General features: G+C 32.3%; 16 protein-coding genes and 1 riboswitch. Of the genes, 15 read left to right on the top strand and 1 reads right to left on the bottom strand.

Going from position 1 to position 17,427, the window contains the following annotated elements:
• Nucleotides 1–8 precede the first annotated feature (8 nt).
• The 5 genes from lspA to LHL71_RS03175 all read left to right on the top strand — a co-directional run bounded on the left by lspA (nucleotide 9) and on the right by LHL71_RS03175 (nucleotide 5,628).
• Nucleotides 9–446, top strand: coding sequence for a signal peptidase II (gene lspA / locus LHL71_RS03195; protein WP_227361604.1), 438 nt, complete (start codon nucleotides 9–11; stop codon nucleotides 444–446).
• 21 nt (nucleotides 447–467) lie between these two features.
• Nucleotides 468–1,370, top strand: a complete 903-nt coding sequence (locus LHL71_RS03190; RefSeq protein ID WP_227361572.1) for an RluA family pseudouridine synthase — start codon at nucleotides 468–470, stop codon at nucleotides 1,368–1,370.
• Between the two features lie 116 nt (nucleotides 1,371–1,486).
• Nucleotides 1,487–2,014, top strand: coding sequence for a bifunctional pyr operon transcriptional regulator/uracil phosphoribosyltransferase PyrR (gene pyrR, locus LHL71_RS03185; RefSeq protein ID WP_227361571.1), 528 nt, complete (start codon nucleotides 1,487–1,489; stop codon nucleotides 2,012–2,014).
• A gap of 28 nt (nucleotides 2,015–2,042) precedes the next feature.
• The gene (locus LHL71_RS03180) at nucleotides 2,043–3,134 is read left to right on the top strand and encodes a carbamoyl phosphate synthase small subunit (protein WP_227361570.1); all 1,092 of its coding nucleotides are present in this window, start codon (nucleotides 2,043–2,045) and stop codon (nucleotides 3,132–3,134) included.
• Nucleotides 3,124–5,628 carry a carbamoyl phosphate synthase preATP-grasp domain-containing protein gene (locus LHL71_RS03175; RefSeq protein WP_227361569.1) on the top strand — a complete coding sequence of 835 codons (2,505 nt, stop codon included), beginning with the start codon at nucleotides 3,124–3,126 and terminating at the stop codon, nucleotides 5,626–5,628. The genes LHL71_RS03180 and LHL71_RS03175 overlap by 11 nt, the downstream gene beginning before the upstream one ends.
• A gap of 15 nt (nucleotides 5,629–5,643) precedes the next feature.
• Here LHL71_RS03175 and LHL71_RS03170 read toward each other — a convergent pair whose 3' ends face one another.
• Nucleotides 5,644–7,365 carry an NFACT RNA binding domain-containing protein gene (locus LHL71_RS03170; RefSeq protein WP_227361568.1) on the bottom strand — a complete coding sequence of 574 codons (1,722 nt, stop codon included), beginning with the start codon at nucleotides 7,363–7,365 and terminating at the stop codon, nucleotides 5,644–5,646.
• Nucleotides 7,366–7,495: 130 nt separating this feature from the next.
• On the opposite strand from LHL71_RS03170, the gene LHL71_RS03165 reads away from it, so the two are divergent.
• The 10 genes from LHL71_RS03165 (at nucleotide 7,496) to LHL71_RS03120 (ending at nucleotide 17,424) form a co-directional block, all read left to right on the top strand.
• Nucleotides 7,496–7,909: a MarR family winged helix-turn-helix transcriptional regulator gene (locus tag LHL71_RS03165; protein ID WP_227361567.1), complete on the top strand. Its 414-nt coding sequence runs from the start codon at nucleotides 7,496–7,498 to the stop codon at nucleotides 7,907–7,909.
• Nucleotides 7,910–7,933: 24 nt separating this feature from the next.
• Nucleotides 7,934–8,797: a DegV family protein gene (locus LHL71_RS03160; RefSeq protein ID WP_227361566.1), complete on the top strand. Its 864-nt coding sequence runs from the start codon at nucleotides 7,934–7,936 to the stop codon at nucleotides 8,795–8,797.
• A 112-nt stretch (nucleotides 8,798–8,909) separates the two neighbouring features.
• Nucleotides 8,910–9,608 (top strand): DUF1541 domain-containing protein, encoded by a 699-nt coding sequence (locus LHL71_RS03155; RefSeq protein WP_227361565.1) that lies wholly within the window; start codon nucleotides 8,910–8,912, stop codon nucleotides 9,606–9,608.
• Between the two features lie 47 nt (nucleotides 9,609–9,655).
• On the top strand, nucleotides 9,656–11,191 hold the full coding sequence (locus LHL71_RS03150) for a multicopper oxidase family protein (RefSeq protein ID WP_227361564.1): 1,536 nt from the start codon (nucleotides 9,656–9,658) through the stop codon (nucleotides 11,189–11,191).
• A 103-nt stretch (nucleotides 11,192–11,294) separates the two neighbouring features.
• A riboswitch (THF riboswitch) is annotated at nucleotides 11,295–11,396 on the top strand.
• 33 nt (nucleotides 11,397–11,429) lie between these two features.
• Nucleotides 11,430–11,951 carry a folate family ECF transporter S component gene (locus LHL71_RS03145; RefSeq protein ID WP_227361563.1) on the top strand — a complete coding sequence of 174 codons (522 nt, stop codon included), beginning with the start codon at nucleotides 11,430–11,432 and terminating at the stop codon, nucleotides 11,949–11,951.
• 116 nt (nucleotides 11,952–12,067) lie between these two features.
• The gene (locus LHL71_RS03140; protein ID WP_227361549.1) at nucleotides 12,068–12,262 is read left to right on the top strand and encodes a general stress protein B; all 195 of its coding nucleotides are present in this window, start codon (nucleotides 12,068–12,070) and stop codon (nucleotides 12,260–12,262) included.
• 294 nt (nucleotides 12,263–12,556) lie between these two features.
• On the top strand, nucleotides 12,557–14,506 hold the full coding sequence (locus tag LHL71_RS03135) for an acyltransferase family protein (protein ID WP_227361550.1): 1,950 nt from the start codon (nucleotides 12,557–12,559) through the stop codon (nucleotides 14,504–14,506).
• 534 nt (nucleotides 14,507–15,040) lie between these two features.
• The gene (locus LHL71_RS03130) at nucleotides 15,041–15,709 is read left to right on the top strand and encodes a LysM peptidoglycan-binding domain-containing protein (protein WP_227361603.1); all 669 of its coding nucleotides are present in this window, start codon (nucleotides 15,041–15,043) and stop codon (nucleotides 15,707–15,709) included.
• A 331-nt stretch (nucleotides 15,710–16,040) separates the two neighbouring features.
• Complete coding sequence (locus LHL71_RS03125) at nucleotides 16,041–16,622, top strand: ATP-binding cassette domain-containing protein (protein WP_227361562.1); 582 nt, start codon at nucleotides 16,041–16,043, stop codon at nucleotides 16,620–16,622.
• 52 nt (nucleotides 16,623–16,674) lie between these two features.
• Entirely contained in the window at nucleotides 16,675–17,424 is a 750-nt protein-coding gene (locus LHL71_RS03120; RefSeq protein ID WP_227361561.1) for an ATP-binding cassette domain-containing protein, read from the top strand.
• Nucleotides 17,425–17,427: the final 3 nt, after the last annotated feature.

Genomic DNA, 17,427 nt, shown 5'->3' with positions numbered 1-17,427 from the left:
TAAAGATGATAATTATATATTTAATCATTTCTTGTTTATTGATAACAATTGACCAGATAATTAAATTCGCCATTGTTAATAATTTTCAATTAGGCCAAGTTAAAACGATTATTCCAGGAATTTTTTCTTTAACTAGACTAAATAATACTGGAGCGGCTTGGAGTATTATGTCTGGATCGCAATGGGTATTTATAATAAGTGCAATTATCGCATCGATTATCTTAGTATATTTTTTATTTAGATATCGTTCTAATAAGGCATACGCTGCTAGTATTACGTTAATGCTGGCTGGAGCAATCGGAAATTTAATTGATCGAATTAGTGTGGGATATGTGACTGATATGTTTCAACTAGATTTTATTAATTTTCCAATATTTAATTTTGCGGACTTATGTTTAACTATTGGGGTAATTGTTTTGCTGGTTATATTTATAAAAGAAGAATAATTTTGTAGGAGAACTATATTTTTGGAAACTAAAAAAATTGTGGTTGATCAAGCTGGAGAACGTTTAGATAAATTTATATCAATCGTTAATGAAGAGATTAGTCGATCACAAGCTAAAACTTTAATTGAAAATCAAAATATCTTGGTTAACGGCAAAACGGTCAAACCAAAGTACGAGATTAAAGTAGATGATGTTATCGAAATTAATCTTCCTGAACCCGAAATACTTGAATTGGTTGGAGAAGATATTCCTTTGGATATTGTTTATGAAGATGATGATGTAATTGTAGTAAATAAGGAACAAGGAATGGTTGTACATCCGGCTGCAGGTCATAAAAACCATACTTTAGTTAATGCATTAATGTTTCATTCCCCATTATCTAAAATAAATGGTGAATTACGTCCTGGAATTGTACATCGAATTGATAAGGATACTTCAGGATTGCTGATGGTTGCAAAAAATGATAATGCCCATAAGGATTTATCAGAACAATTAAAAAATAAAACCAATATCAGAAGATACTATGCTTTAGTTCATGGAGTTATTAAAGAAAATTCAGGTACGGTTAATGCTCCTCTAGGTCGTTCACCTAAAGATCGTAAAAAGCAAGCTGTAGTTGCTGGTGGTAGAAATGCAGTCACACATTTTAAAGTAGTGGAACGCTTTGAAAAGTACACTTTAATTGAATGCCAATTAGAAACGGGCCGAACCCATCAAATTAGGGTACACATGAAGTACATTAATCATCCAGTTGTTGGGGATCCACTTTATGGACCTAATAAAACAATTAAAGGAAATGGACAATTCTTGCATGCTAGGGAATTAGGATTTACTCATCCTACTAGTAAGCAATTGATGGACTTTACGGTTCCGTTACCTAAAATATTTAAAGATACATTAGCTTCAATAAGGAATAATAGCTAGCTTGACAAAACTAACTTGTTTTTTTATTCTGATATTAAATTAAGTAAATTATAATTTTAAAACCGGGAATCTTTCCCGGTTTTAAAATACCGATATTTATTAAGGAGTTCACTAAAATGGATAAAACTATATTAGATCAAATGGCTATGCAACGTGCCTTAACCAGAATTACATATGAAATAGTTGAAAAAAACAAGGGCGTTGACAACTTGGTATTAGTCGGAATAAAGACCCGTGGTGTATTTTTAGCTAAGAGGATTGCTAATAGATTAAAGCAGCTTGAAAATATAGATATTCCAGTAGGCGAGTTAGATGTAACCAATTATCGTGATGATATTAGCCATGAAGGTTCTAATCGTGATAAATTTAATAACGACATTAGTTTTTCTATTGAAGGTAAACGAGTAATCTTAGTAGATGATGTATTATATACTGGTAGAACGGTTCGTTCTGCTTTAAGTGCTTTAATGGAAATTCAACGACCTAAGAGTATAAATTTGGCTGTATTGATTGATCGTGGTAATCGAGAATTGCCAATTAGAGCTGATTTTGTTGGTAAAAATATCCCAACATCAAAACATGAAAGAATTAAAGTGTCTGTATCTGAAATTGATAATAAAGATACAGTCGAATTGATTAAATAGACACTAAAGCATTTAATGAGGGATGTAGATGACAACAACAAGGTATTTAATATTAGAAGATGGAACCTCATATGAAGGCAAAGCGTTTGGTTCACTAGCGACAACTAGCGGGGAAATTGTCGTGAACTCTACTATGAATGGCTATCAAGAAATAATTACTAATCAGGTATATCACAATCAGATCATTGTCTTTACGCAATCTTCAATTGGTAACACTGGATTAGACCAAAATTCATATGAGTCAGTCCAGCCCACTGCTAAAGGTGTGGTTGTTAGAGAGTATGAAAATTTAGCCACCGATCATTTTAAAAGAATTTCACTTGATAAATATTTAAAACAACATAATATCCCGGGAATTTATGACATTGATACTCGCCAATTAAGACACCATTTACAAAAAGTGGGAAATATGAAGGCAAGTATTGTGGATGTTGATGATGAGCATGCATTTGACCAATTGACGGCTACAGTTTTAACTAATCAACAAGTAGCTCAAGTTTCAACTCCCAAGCCTTATGCCAATCCTAATGATGGCGATAATGTTGTAGTAATAGATTTTGGACTAAAATTTGGAGTGCTTAGGGAGCTATCAAAAAGAAAATGCAACGTTACAGTAGTTCCTTATGATACTAGCAGTGAACGAATTTTGGATTTGGATCCTGATGGAATTGTTTTATCAACCGGTCCTGGAAATCCTAATGACATTAAGCCTGGGGTTTTAGAAATGATTCGAAATGTTCAATCTGAGGTTCCACTAATTGCATTTGGATTGGGACATGAATTGTTCGCCATTGCTAATGGTGCTAAATTAAACCCATTATTTATTGAGCATCATGGTAGTAATCATCCTATTCGGGAAATTATAACTAATGAATTACTGTTTGCGGATCAAGAGCAAGGCTATCAAATTGATTTTAAATCTGTTGACCACTCAAAACTTTTTATTACTTATTTAGACCTAATTAACGGTTCGATCCAAGGATTAAGACATCGAGATTATCCAGCAGTGTCATTTCAGTTTTCACCGGATGGTTCCCCCGGACCTAAGGATCGCGATGATATATTTGATGACTTTATAGAAACTATGGCAACCAGGAGAAGACAAGCTTATGGATTCTAACATTAATAAAGTATTATTATTAGGAAGTGGACCAACTCAGTTAGGAATTGAAAATGAATTAGATGCGAGCGCTTTTGAAAAATTAATGGCTTTAAAGAAAATGGGAATTAAGGTAATTTTTATTAACGACAATCCTTTTTCAGTAGTGAGTGAGGAAATTCAACCGGCTAATGTTTACTATCAAGAAATTAATTTTGAAAACGTAAAACGCTTAATTGAAAAAGAGAAACCCAATGCAATTTTGCCTACTGTTAGTGGACTTAATGGATTACAAGTAACTTGGCAATTAATAGATAGTGGAGTTTTAGAAAGAAACCATGTTCAAATCTTGGGAATTTCTAAAGATAACATTGCTAAAATTATTAATGATAATAATTTAAATGATTTGCTATCGGAAATTAATGAACCAATCATTTCATCAAAGATAGTTAATGACTACGAAGAAGCTTTTGATTTTGTTAGAGGAATTGGTTTTCCAGTAATTGTTAAGCCAATTTCACCTAATCGAGATACTAGTCGAAAATTGTGTTCAAATGGCGAGGAACTGCAAGCGGCTTTGGAGTACAGTTTTAGTCGTACTTATGTCAATCAATGTTTAATCGAACAAAGTATTGTGGGATTAAAAGAGATTGAAATGGTAGGGGTTAGAGATGTAGTAGGGAATAAAATTTTAGTTTCGGGATTAGAAGACATGGACCCCATCGGAATTCATTCAGCAGACTCTATAATTTTTGCACCTACCCAGACGTTAGTAAGTCAAGAGTATCAGCGATTAAGATCAGCAACCTTTAAAATTATGGATGCTCTTAATTTAAACGGAACCTGTCATGTTCAATTTGCGCAGAGCCGAACGGATGATAAGTATTACGTAACTAAGGTAAGTCCGTTTTTTACAAGAAATACTATGCTAGCATCAAAAGCTACCGGTTATCCAATCTCTTATATTTCTGGATTCTTAGAATTAGGGATTCTGTTGACTGAAATTAAATTGCCGGAAAGATTTGGGAATTCTTTAGCGATCATGGAACCTACCTTGGACCATACGGTTGTTAAAATTCCTTTATGGCCATTTGAAGATGTTCCCGATGCTGATAGACATCTAAACACTACGATTAAGTCGGTTGGTTCAGTAATTGGTATTGGAAGAAGTGTCGAAGAGGCGATTATTAAAGCTATGCATAGTTCTCAATATTCTCCACGAGATATTTTACCAACTGCTCAAAAAATGGATGAAGATAGTCTAATTAGGCAATTGATTCACCCTCTAGAAAATCGGATGTTGATTTTAATTGAAGCTCTTAGAAGAGGCTTTTCAATTGATGAATTATCAGAATTAACTAAAATTGACCAATTTTATTTTTATAAAATCAATCAATTGTTAAAAATTCAAGAATATGTAAAGAACCATCCATTATGTAGTGAAGCCGTTAAGATTGGCCATAAATATGGTTTTGGTGACGGTATGTTGGCTGAATTATGGAATACAGATATTATGAGTATTCGTAAAATTAACCAGGACAATGGTTTCCGGGTTACTTATAAGGAAGTGGAACCGAGTGCTGGCGAGTTCATTGAAAAGACGAATATTTTCTATAGTAGTTATGAATTAGAAAATGAAAGTAGCCCTTTTAATAGTAAGTCAGCTTTAGTTATAGGTAGAGGCGGCAATCAATTAGGACCTAATACCGCTTCAGATTACTATACTACCCAAGTATTAATTGAATTACATAAGTTGGGATTTAAAACTATTATTATGAATACCAATCCTAATGCAGTCTCATTAGTGCCTCACTTAAGTAATAAACAGTATATTGAACCAATTCAATTGGGAAATATATTGAATATTGTCGAAATAGAAAAGCCAGAATATGTTTTTCTTCCTGGTAATCGTCATTATTTAACTAAACAGTTACGCAAATTTAAAAATTTAAAAGTGATTATTTTACCACCAGATCAGGAAAAAACTAGTTTTAATAAAAATAAAGCTAATACGGCAGTTGATCTATTTATTGATGGAAATAATATATTACCAATTACTACTACGACGTTAGATACAGCTAATAATAAGAATAGTTTAAAATATATTACTAATTATTATCAGCCAATGAAGCAACATACTAAGTACGGTAATTATTTAATAGATAAAAGTATTAGCATGTTGAAAAATAGTGACTATCAAGGATTAATCCAAGTTTTATTTGATTATGACTCGCTAACCGACCAATTTGAATTTATTGGTTTTAGACCAATTAGAATTACGGAAACAGCATTCTTATCAAAAATTACTGGAGTTAATTGGGTAAGAGTATTGGTAAAGAAAAATGTTGGAAATGTTGACTTTAATAGATTAGAAAAAATGGTTAAGCCGGATCATTATTTAAGAGTTGCCAATATGATTTCACAGTTTCCTTTCAATCAATTGAGAGCTAATCAACACGCTGGATCAACGCAACAAGAAGTAGGAGCTAGATTAGAATTTAAAAATATTAACTAAAAAAGACAACCACTATTAGTGATTGTCTTTTTTAGTTAATGAGTTAACGATTTCTTCATCAGGATCAACAATAACGGTATTTTGTCCTTCATAAATAACAAAACCAGGCTTGGATCCATTGGGTTTTCTAATCTGTTTAACTTTTACGTAGTCCACTGGAACTTTACTAGAGTCACGAGCTTTTGAGAAATAGGCAGCTAATGAAGCGGCTTGAATGATGGTTTCTTCACTTGGATCAAAGTCTTTAATGATAACATGTGATCCGGGAATGTTTTTGGTATGCAACCAAGTATCTCGCTTATCAGCAGTATGCAAAGTTAGCTGGTCATTTTGTAAATTATTTTTACCAACTAATATAATAGTGCCATCGCTAGCATAAAATGTTTCGGGCTTATTAATTTTTTGCTTAGCCACTTTATGTTTTTTCTTGTGTTGCTCATGATTTTTTAAATAGCCTTGCTGTTCTAGTTCATAACGAATTTCTATTAAATCTTTTGGATCAGCAATTTCGATTTGTGATTGGATATTTTCGAAGTAATTAATTTCTTTTTTAGTAATATCAATTTGTTCATTTAAATAAGTAATTGCATTTTTCAGTTTTTGATAATGCTTAAAATACTTTTGGGCATTTTCAGAAGGTGATAATTGATTTGATAAATCAATTTTAATTGGTGCATTATTATCATAGAAATTTTCTAGTTCAACGGAGGTCATACCTCTATTAACTTTATATAGATAAGTAGTTAAAATTTCTCCTTTAACACGATATCCATCAGCTTTATCAGTTTCCTTAAGTTCTTTAGTTAATTTTTTGAGCTTATTACGATTCTTTTTAAGCTGATTTTTAATTACATGTATTAAAGTAGCTCCTTGTTCTCTCACTCGTTCACGTTGGGAGTTATCTTTAAAATAAGCGTCTAAGAGATTACTTAAACTATCAAAATATTTATTTTTAACATCGATTTGATAGGGAAAAGCAGAAAAATCTAATTTATTGTTAGATTTTTCACTCAATGTAGGTTTAGGATTATTAAATTTTTCAAAAAAACTAATGAAGTTTTCTTTATAGTTATTATTTTGGTGTAAAGTATCAGCTAAAGCCAAGGCGGTTTCATTACCTAATCCTTGAATATGATGTTTTAATTCTTGAGATAAAACATCTACATTGGGAAAATCGTGGATTAACTGTGAGATTATTTCAAAATTTTCCATGCTAAATGGATTAACTAAATCTTGCTTAGGAGGATTAATATAAGTAGCTCCCGGTAAGATCATACGGTAACGATTAACATCTGAACCAACGTGTTTAATTGCATCAAGAATTTTATTTTCTTTAGGGTCAATTAAGATGATGTTACTGTGTCTAGCCATAATTTCGACGATTAACCTTAAATTCTGTAAGTCACCAAGTTCATTTCTAGATGTAAAATCAAAATACAATACGCGATCATTATCTAATTGGGAAACTTGATTTAAGATAGCTCCACTAAGATATTTTCTAATAACCATTGTAAAATTATTTGGTACTCTGGGATTACTATAAGGAATATCGGTTATTTGAACTCTTGCATAAGTCGGATTAGCTGATAGTAAAAGCTGATGATTGTGTCCGTGTGCTCGAATTGTTAAAATTAATTCATTGGCATAGGGTTGATTGATTTTACTAACTCTTCCGGTACTTAACATGTTTTGAAGTTCATTTTTGATTGAATGCGTAAATGAGCCGTCAAATGACATAATTATACCTCGCTCTCAAATTGATAGTACCTACTAGTATAACGCAAATTTTGGTTAATTACTAAATTTCTTAAATTAATTTGTAAGTCACAAATAATTAAGGTATACTGAATTTTTGGAGGTATTGGCTATGGATGAAATTTTGCTTTCTTTAAATGATGTTTCTAAAAAACATCAATTGCGTATATTACATAATACCAAGGCCAATGGCTTAACAATTGCTGAGTGGAATTTATTAAACCAGATTATTAATGGTAATAACACACAAGATAAAATTTCGATGCAAACTGGTTTAGATATATCAACACTATCTAGGCAGTTGAAACGCTTAGTTGAAAAGTCGATGATAATAAAAAAGGCAATTGGTCACGATAAGCGCCAATTAGTTTATACGGCAACTAATAAAGGTCAGCAATCATTTGAAAATATTGAACTGTTAAATAAGGACCTGGATGGAAAAATTTTTAATCAATGGTCTGATGAAGAAAAACAAGTTATTCAGAAATTGATATTGAGACTAAATAATAGTTTAAGTCAGATTTAAAATTTAGAAGATAGGTGAAATTTAATGAAAATTGCAGTTGTAACTGATAGTACTGCGTATTTGGACGAATCAGAAGTTGAAAAATATGGTATAAAAGTTGTACCTATTCCAGTAATAATAGATGGCAAAAGTTATAATGAAGGCATTGATATTACTAATGAAGAATTCTATGATAAATTGAGAAATTCCCAGTCATTTCCTAGTACCTCACAACCACCAATTGGTCAAATGATTGAATTTTATAATGAATTAGCTGATGAGGGATATGATGCAGTAATCAGTATACATTTAGCTAGTACGATTTCAGGATTCTATAATGCATTAGTTCAAATTGCACCAAGTATAGATCGTATTAAAGTAGTTCCATACGATTCACAAATAACTGTAAAATTAATGGGATATTTGGCCATTGTTGCTAGCAAGTTAGCTAGTCAAGGCGCAGATATTGAAGAGATTATTAAGCAACTTGATGATTTAAAATCAACAATCGATGAATTGTTTATTGTTGATGATTTACAGAATTTAGTTAGAGGTGGACGCTTATCTAATGCTTCTGCATTTATTGGTGGGATTTTAAAAATCAAGCCATTACTAACCTTTGATGATAATAGTCACGAAATAGTGGCTTTTGAAAAAATTCGTTCTCGGAAGAAAGCTTTACTAAGAGTAGAAGAATTATTTGCTCAAGCAGTGGCTAACTCTCCATATCCATTAAGAGCTTTAGTACTTGATGCTAATGATCCGGTTGCTGGGGATGCTTGGACTAAAAGTATTAAAGAAAAATATCCAACCATGACTGTAGAACATAGTTATTTTGGTCCAGTGATTGGTACTCACTTAGGTGAAAAAGCCCTGGCACTAGGTTGGTTAAGAGATTTTGAAAAATAGGCTTCCTATAAAATAGGTAAGCCTATTTTTTTATGCAAACTAATTTTGTAAAAAAACTACCTACTTTTGATATGATGATTTATGTACCATAATAAATTTAGGGGGAGATTTTTTGAAAAAATTACTTTGTTTAGGTTTATTAGTACTTGGGGGAATAACAACATTTACAGAAGTTATTGATAATACATATGCTGATATGAATAATATAATGATGGCCACTCCTATGGCCAATCAAGTATCACTCAATAAATTAGAGCATGCTAATGATCCTGATTATAAGGTTGGTCAAAAGGTAACAGTTTTAGTGAATCATATGGGAATGACAATGAAAGGCGCAACTGCGACGATAGCAGGCGCCTATCATACCCATGTGTATTCCGTAGACTTTTATAATTCAGTGAGCCATAAATATATTAAAAATCATAAATGGGTAATTCAACGTGAACTTAAAGGAATGAAGGATTCTTCTACTCCGCTAAAAGCTGGAGATCAGGTAGTGTTAGAAGCTAACCATATGCCTGGAATGAAGGGAGCTACTGCCAAAATAAACCAAGTTAAAGATACGAATGTGTATATGGTTAACATCCCGGCGTATAAAGGACAAGCTCCTATGAGTGATCATCGCTGGTTTATTCAAGAAGAATTAAAGCCAGTTAAAAATATCAGTTCAACTAATCAATTAACAGTAAAGCCTGGAATGACTTATTGGGAAATTTCACAAAAATACGGTACATCAATTAAGCAATTAGAAAAATTGAATAAATGGGCACCAACCCAAATTCCGGTTAATGCTGATTTAATATATCGATAAGGTAAAAATTTAAGCTGATAAGCTACTAATTTTTTGGGGAGAAAATTATGTCAAAAATTTATGATTCGTATTTTTATAATATAAAAGATATTGATAGGACTGATGGAGCATATAAGGAATTAGAAGTTAACCAAGAGGTTCCAGCTCAAAAATTAAAAATTCCAGAACTATTAAAACCAGATAATCAAACTGAGACCGATACCTTTTATACCGTAGAGGCAAGAACTGGTGAAACCCAATTCTTGCCTGACAAAAAAACTAAAACATTTGGTTATAATGCTAATTATTTAGGAAAGACAATTGTTTTTGAAAATGGTAAAAATATTCATATTAATTTAAAAAATAGTTTACCGATATTGACTACTTTTCATTGGCATGGGTTAAATGTTTCTGGGCCAATTATAGATGGGGGTTGTCATGCACCAGTTTATCCCGGTGAAACCAATCATATTGATTTTACAGTTGATCAACCCGCAGCAACACTATGGTTACATGCACATCCTTGCCCTGCTACTGCTCAAGAAGTTTGGAAAGGCCTAGCAACCATGGTATTAATTAAAGATAAAATTACGGATCAATTGCCCATACCTAAGGAGTATGGAATTGATGATATTCCACTAATTTTGCAGGATCGTAATTTTCACGAAGATAACCAATTTAATTATCGAAAAGATTATGATCCTGATGGTACCCTGGGAACGGTTCCGCTAATAAACGGAACAATAAACCCATATTTTGAAGTTAAAACGCAAAAAGTACGTTTTAGAATTTTAAATGGATCTAATCGACGAGAATGGCGACTACATTTTAGTGACGATTTAACTTTTGCACAAATTGGTTCAGATGGTGGATTATTAGAAGAACCGGTTTATATGAAGAAGTTAATGATCACTTGCGCAGAACGTGATGAAGTTGTAGTTGATTTTGGTAACTACCAACCTGGTGATCAAGTAATTTTATATTCTGATAAAACTCCAATTTTAACATTGAAAATTCATAACTTTAAAAAGGATAGCGATAATCTTCCAGATCACTTAGTTGATATTGTTGACCATCCAGTTACTGAAAATACAAAAATTCACGAAGTTTTAATGTCAGGCATGGATGAAACGGTAGCCATAAATGGCAAGAAATTTAATATGCAGAGAATTGATGATCGCCAGCAAGTAGGTAATACAGAATATTGGGATATAACTAATAATAATGAAGTGGATGGTGGAATGATTCATCCTTATCATATGCATGGAACCCTTTTTAAAGTAGTTTCAAGAAATGGAAAAGCCCCTTATCCTAATGAATTGGGTCTAAAGGATACGATATCAGTAAATCCCAATGAGACGGTTAGAATTAAGGTAACTTGTCCAAAAACTGGGGTATATATGAACCATTGCCATATACTTGAACATGAAGATGGGGGTATGATGGCCCAATTTGAAGTCTTTGATCCCAATCATCCTAAAGAATATCGATTAATGGATATGAATACATTAATGCAGGCTTTTGCAAAAGAATTAAAAATTCCTGAATCAGAAGTCTGGCTTGGTGGGATGGATTCATATGAAAAGACTAATACAGAGATGTAAAAATATATAAAATAAAAGGTTAGAATTTTCCATGATTCTAGCCTTTTATTTTATAAAAATCTGTATAGTGTTAGTAAACATGATACAATAGGTGAGTAAAAATTATGGAGTAGGAAAATATGCGTTAAGTGTTAAGGGAACGGAATGTGAACTTTAAACGAAAGGTCGTTAGGCGACCTGCGATATATTTTCCGCATTCGCCATTATTGGGAAGCTCCTTTTTAAGGAGATGGTTTTTATGATCGGTTTCAAAAAAAATCAATTAAAAACTCAGGATATAGTTATTTTAGGGATTTTAATGGGAATGGAGTTAATTCTAAATCAGATAAATTTAGGAAATCAGTTAATTCAATTTAACTTAGTCTTTTTAGTAACCGCGGTAATTAGTTATTGCTACGGTATGGTTTGGTCAGTATCAATTGCTGCAGTGCTGGATATAGTCGGTACCTTGATTCAAGGAGTACCGTATTTTCCAGGATTTACTATATCAGCAATTGTAGGAGCATTAATATATAGCTTGTTTTTCTATAATCATAGAATTACTTGGATTAGAGTTATTTTAGCTCAGGTATTAATTTCATTATTTGTTAATGCCTTCCTAAATACTTGGTGGGTAAATATTTTGTACTATACACCATTTACTGCATTATTTCCAATGAGACTAGTTAAACAGTTAATAACTACCCCCATTCAAATAATTTTAATTTATTTATTATTAAATTCTAGCCTACTCAAGCGGCTAAAGAACCCAACCAAGTGAGCAAGATACAACACTAATAAAAAGAATCCTGCTAGTATATATTCAACATCAAATAAAGGGGAACCTAATTTGATGTATGTGTATCTTACATTTAAATTAATTTGGAGGTGTTTCTTATGGCTAAAGAAAGTAAAGCAACACGACAATACAATGGTAGTTTAGGTGGTAAGAAGACTGTGGCAACCCACGGACACGAATTTTATAAAGAAATTGGTGCAAAAGGTGGCCGTCAAACAGCCGCAACACATTCAAAAGCTTTCTATCACGATATCGCAGAAAAAGGTAACGCAGCAAAGAAAGCACGTAAATAAAACTGAATATAATAAAAAAGGTCATCTGTTGGAAATCAACAGATGACCTTTTTTGTGTGTAAGTTTTTGTGTGTAGGTTAAGAATATAAAGTTGTAGGTTAGGGATGTAAAATTGATCGGATAAAGTGAATAAATAAAATGGCAAAAAGTCTGATAATTTAAGCTTAAATATAACCAAAACTACAGAAATTTGGTATGATTTAATTGTACGATAATTAGTGATAAATTAGTTAACCAAAACATAGTGCTTAGACTAATGGGAAAAAGAATAATATAGGTAATGGGGTGTTTTAAGTGAATCAAGAGTTATCACGAACAAATCAAAAAAAGCAGCAAAAGCAGGGGGCTAAGCGACGATACATAACCGGGATTGATGGATTAAGAAGTCTCGCAGTAATCGGTGTAATTGTATTTCATTTGGCACCATCGTCACTAAAGGGAGGATTTTTGGGGGTTCCCATTTTCTTAGTATTGGCGGGATATTTGGTAACCTACTTTATGATATTAGATTGGGATAAAGATCGGTCATTACATATTGGGTCGTTTATCAAACGAAGAATTAGTCGACTATATCCAACATTAATTACTGTATTAGTGGGAACAACTGCATATATTACGTTGTTTGAACGTCAATTGCTAACTAATATTAGAGGAACTATTTTAACTAATCTCACTTTTGTATATAACTGGTTTGAAATCAATCATGGTCAATCGTATTTTGATCGAGCCATGGGTGAATCACCATTTACGCATTTATGGACATTGTCATTGGAAGGACAATTTTATATTATTTGGCCCTTCGTAATGTTAATTTTGTTAAAACTATTTAAAAATCGAGTAATTCCAGGAATAATTTTATTTGCTGGCTCCGTAATTTCAGCTGTTGAGATGGCTTTGATCTATGATCCAGGTAATGTTAACCGAGTATATTATGGAACTGATACCCGTTTCTTCGCTTTGTTATTGGGAGCATCATTAGCTTTCTTATGGCCAATGAATCATTTATCAAATAATGTAAGTAAATCTAATCGTAGATGGTTAGATGGGATTGGCTTGTTTGCTATTGTAGCCATGGTAATTGCTTACTTTACTTTATCAGGCTCTGATACTTCAGTTTACCAATGGGGGATGTATGTATTTTCAGCAGTGGCAACATTATTAGTTGCTATGATAGTTCATCCAGCTAGTCATTGGAACGCTTGGCTTACTAATAAGTTATTTACTTACATTGGTAAAAGAAGTTATGGAATTTATGTATATCAATTTCCAGTAATGATTTTTTATGAAAATAAAGTCAAAAGCATTGGAGATCACCCAGTGATTAATGCAATTATTCAAATTGCAATTATCTTATTAATTAGTGAAATCAGTTACCGTTATATTGAAAAACCACTCCGTAACTTTAAATGGTCACAACTTAAAGAAAATAATGGTAAGAGTTATTTAAGTGTAAAAAATATCGCTAGATTAACTGGAGTATTTGCATTAGTAGCTTTAACTACAGTTGGATTAGTTCAACAACCTCAAAAAACTACTGGTTCATCTTTACAAAAGGTAATTAATAGCCGCAGTAAAAAGGCTAATAAAGCTAATGCTAAAGCCATCAAGTTACAGAAGCAACAAGCCAAAGCAGCAGCTGAATATTCACATAATCAAGCCTTAGAAAAACGTGAAATGCAACATTTGAGTAAAACTCAACGTGAAAATATGAAGACTTATCAATTGAGTGCGCGAGATATTGTGACATTAAAACAAACACCGCTTACTTCGGTAGGTGATTCAGTTATGATTGATGTTTCAACTAGCATTCAAGATGTATTTCCGGCCGCAACTGTTAATGGTAAAGTTGGTAGACAGGCTGCAGAAGTAATGCCAGTTCTAAATTCGTTAGAATCTAATGGTCAATTAAGTAAGAATGTCTTACTTAACATCGGAACTAATGGAACAGTTACCAAAGACCAAGTTGAAGAAATCTTAGACTTTTTAGGTAAGGATCGGGATGTTTACTGGACAACTGCTTATGTACCAAATCGTAGTTGGCAACAACAAGTTAACTCTACTCTATATGCAGAAGCTAAGAAGCACAGTAATCTCCACATCATCGATTGGTATGGAACTGCTAAAAATCATCCAACTAGCTGGTTTACAACTGATGGAATTCATCCAAATAATGTTGGGGTAACCCATTTTGCAGGATTAGTTGCTAAGTCAATTGCTAAGGATAAAGAGACCAATGCTAATTAGATTAAAATAAAAAAAGGTATCAGCAATTTTAGCTGGTACCTTTTTTATTAGGTAATAATAATCATCATTTAGTTATAAAAAAATAATTAATTTATTATTACAATATTACATAATGTAATTAAAAATATAATTTTATGAATCCGTTTTATGGTTGATAAATTGGTAATTAGATAGATTTTTTTAATAGAATAAGTAAAACATTTTAAATTAGCCGATGTAAATATGATGAAATTTTTGTAATATACAGCTATTGCTTTTCAATAAATTGTTGATTTAACGGCACTATTTAACGATAATTATGAATTTTAAATTCCAACTAAAAAATATTTAAACCTTGATTTAATAAAGATTGTTACATTTTTTTATAAAACTTATTGTAACTATAATGTCATAGATATGATACATACAAGAAAGTAAATCTATGATAAATTTAATAGCGTCAAAAAGATGACAAGAAAATTATTGGTTTCAAATAGAAAGGAAGAAATTCTTATTTTAAGTCTAAAGAAAATTATCGTTACTAGTTCAGCATTAATGGGTACTATCCTAACAGGAGTAACTCTAGCTAGTGCAAACACTACTTACACTGTTCAATCAGGAGATACTCTTTCAAAAATCGCAGAAAACTATGATACTACGGTTAACTCAATTGCTAACCTAAACAACATTAAAAATGTTAATTTGATTTATGTTGGGGACCAATTAGAAATTGCTGACTCAGCAACTCAAGCTACATCAACTAACACTGCAGCTATTGCTCCTGCAACTAGCTCAGCAACTCAAACTACTTCAGCAAATACTGCTGCAAGTTCATCAGCTGCAACTACTTCAGCAAACACTACTGCAACTAGTTCAGCAAATACTAGTTCATCATCAAATACTAGTTCATCAGCAAACACTGCTGCAACTAGCTCATCAAATACTAGTTCATCAAACAAAACTAGTTCAAGTTCATCAAACTATGGTTCAAGCTCACATGCTGACATCTTAAGTCAAATGGAACAAAGAACTGGAGTTTCAGCTTCAACTTGGAACTACATTATTAACCGTGAATCAAACTGGCAACCATACGTAAGAAACAGTAGCTCAGGTGCATATGGATTATTCCAAAACATGCACATTAGTGGTGGTTCTGTTCAAGACCAAATCGATGCTGCCGTAAGTCTTTACAACCAACAAGGTATGGCTGCTTGGGCACTATAATTAAATAAAGAAAAAGTCATTTAGAGATAAGTGGCTTTTTTTATACATAAAAGTTTTATTGAAAAACTAGTAATAAATGCTATAATTGAAATAAATAAATCGGAGGTGGCTGCAAACATGAGAATCTAATCCAACTAATCATCATTTTTAAAACAATATTTTATAGTAATTCCGTATTGGGGGATGCTATTTAATAGTAATTTAGAAATGGTCTTTAAATTGGATTGGGTTAATTATGGATGTAGACCATTAATTTGACCTAATGACTTAAATATTAGGTCTTTTTTTATATAAAAATTTAAAGGCCGTTTCGTAAAAGGAGACGGTAAATATGGCATATCAATTAAGAGAGTTACAGGCAAATTATGCTGGTAGACAAATTTATGATATTGATAAAATAATCATACCAGAAGGTAAAGTAATTGGTTTGATTGGAGTAAATGGTGCTGGTAAGACTACGCTAATTAAAGAACTTAAGAACAGAGAAAAGCAAATTCGACCTAAGGCAGTGGTGGAACTATTACCACAGCTAAAACCTGATGAAGATATTAGTGGAGGTCAGCAAGTACAAGAGTATATAAATAATGCATTTAGACGACCATCTAACATATTATTGTTAGACGAACCAACCGCCAACTTAGATCTTAATCATCTAAATAAATTAAAATATCAGTTAAAATACTATCCGGGAACAGTAATCATCATTTCTCATGATCGGGACTTTTTAGATGGGGTAGTTGATGAAATATGGGAATTACAGGATGGCGAGCTGCAGACATTTACAGGCAATTATACTGAATTTGTTGATTATAAGACGAATCAACGCGATCAACAAGCAAAAGATTACCAAACCTATAGGAATAAGCAAAAACAGCTACAAAGGGCTTTAAATAAGAAAAAAACAGCAAGCTAGCCGAGCTACTAAGGTACCTAAAAAATATCAAGGTACTAATGAAGCTAAAAATATGAAGCAACATTATAAAGATCAGCAAGGAAAACTTAGCAAGGATACAGCTGCACTTAAAAGTAGATTGCAGCGAACGACGGGTGTCGATAAACCTAAAGAAAGTAAGCCTATTAAATTTAACTTACCCGGAATGGATAATTTAAAGCAATCCACCCTACTAACTGTTAATAATTTAACTGTCAAAAGGGATGAGAATATTTTAATTGATGAGGTTAACTTAAAAATAAAAGCGGGCCAAAATATTGCGGTAATCGGTGAAAATGGGACCGGCAAAACTACTTTACTAGATATGATTTATCACGCCTACAAGCAAAATAATGATGCTAAAATCATTGCCTCACCTAAATTAAAACTAGGCTATTTTCATCAGCAACTTACGCAACTAGATACTACTAAATCTATTTTAGATACAGTAAATGAACTATCGATTCAAGATAATTCCATTAACCAGACCGTTTTGGCAAATTTAGGTTTTGATAGAGCGGACTTTCATAAATTGGTTCAAGTATTAAGTGGAGGGGAACGGGTTAAATTGGCCTTGGCTAGGTTAATGGTTAGTGATATAAATGTTTTAATGTTAGATGAACCTACTAATTATTTAGATATCGTTACCGTAACCGAATTAGAAAAGATGCTAATAGACTATCCAGGAACCGTAATATTGGTAAGTCATGACCAACAATTAGTTGATCATGTTAGTGATTTTGTTTATGAGATTCAAGCTAAACAATTTAATCAAGTAAAATAAAAA

This window comes from Lentilactobacillus laojiaonis (genome assembly GCF_020616595.1).
GTDB lineage: Bacteria > Bacillota > Bacilli > Lactobacillales > Lactobacillaceae > Lentilactobacillus > Lentilactobacillus laojiaonis.
This window is presented reverse-complemented; position numbering and strand designations above follow the sequence as displayed.

Excerpts from the sequence above, each read along its gene's own strand:
- LHL71_RS03175 (WP_227361569.1), top strand. The coding sequence starts at position 3,124 with ATGGATTCTAACATTAATAAAGTATTATTATTAGGAAGTGGACCAACT.
- LHL71_RS03165 (WP_227361567.1), top strand. The coding sequence starts at position 7,496 with ATGGATGAAATTTTGCTTTCTTTAAATGATGTTTCTAAAAAACATCAA.
- LHL71_RS03170 (WP_227361568.1), bottom strand. The coding sequence starts at position 7,365 with ATGTCATTTGACGGCTCATTTACGCATTCAATCAAAAATGAACTTCAA.
- LHL71_RS03125 (WP_227361562.1), top strand. The coding sequence starts at position 16,041 with ATGGCATATCAATTAAGAGAGTTACAGGCAAATTATGCTGGTAGACAA.
- LHL71_RS03150 (WP_227361564.1), top strand. The coding sequence starts at position 9,656 with ATGTCAAAAATTTATGATTCGTATTTTTATAATATAAAAGATATTGAT.
- LHL71_RS03145 (WP_227361563.1), top strand. The coding sequence starts at position 11,430 with ATGATCGGTTTCAAAAAAAATCAATTAAAAACTCAGGATATAGTTATT.
- LHL71_RS03160 (WP_227361566.1), top strand. The coding sequence starts at position 7,934 with ATGAAAATTGCAGTTGTAACTGATAGTACTGCGTATTTGGACGAATCA.
- LHL71_RS03180 (WP_227361570.1), top strand. The coding sequence starts at position 2,043 with ATGACAACAACAAGGTATTTAATATTAGAAGATGGAACCTCATATGAA.
- LHL71_RS03130 (WP_227361603.1), top strand. The coding sequence starts at position 15,041 with ATGGGTACTATCCTAACAGGAGTAACTCTAGCTAGTGCAAACACTACT.
- pyrR (WP_227361571.1), top strand. The coding sequence starts at position 1,487 with ATGGATAAAACTATATTAGATCAAATGGCTATGCAACGTGCCTTAACC.
- LHL71_RS03120 (WP_227361561.1), top strand. The coding sequence starts at position 16,675 with ATGAAGCAACATTATAAAGATCAGCAAGGAAAACTTAGCAAGGATACA.
- LHL71_RS03140 (WP_227361549.1), top strand. The coding sequence starts at position 12,068 with ATGGCTAAAGAAAGTAAAGCAACACGACAATACAATGGTAGTTTAGGT.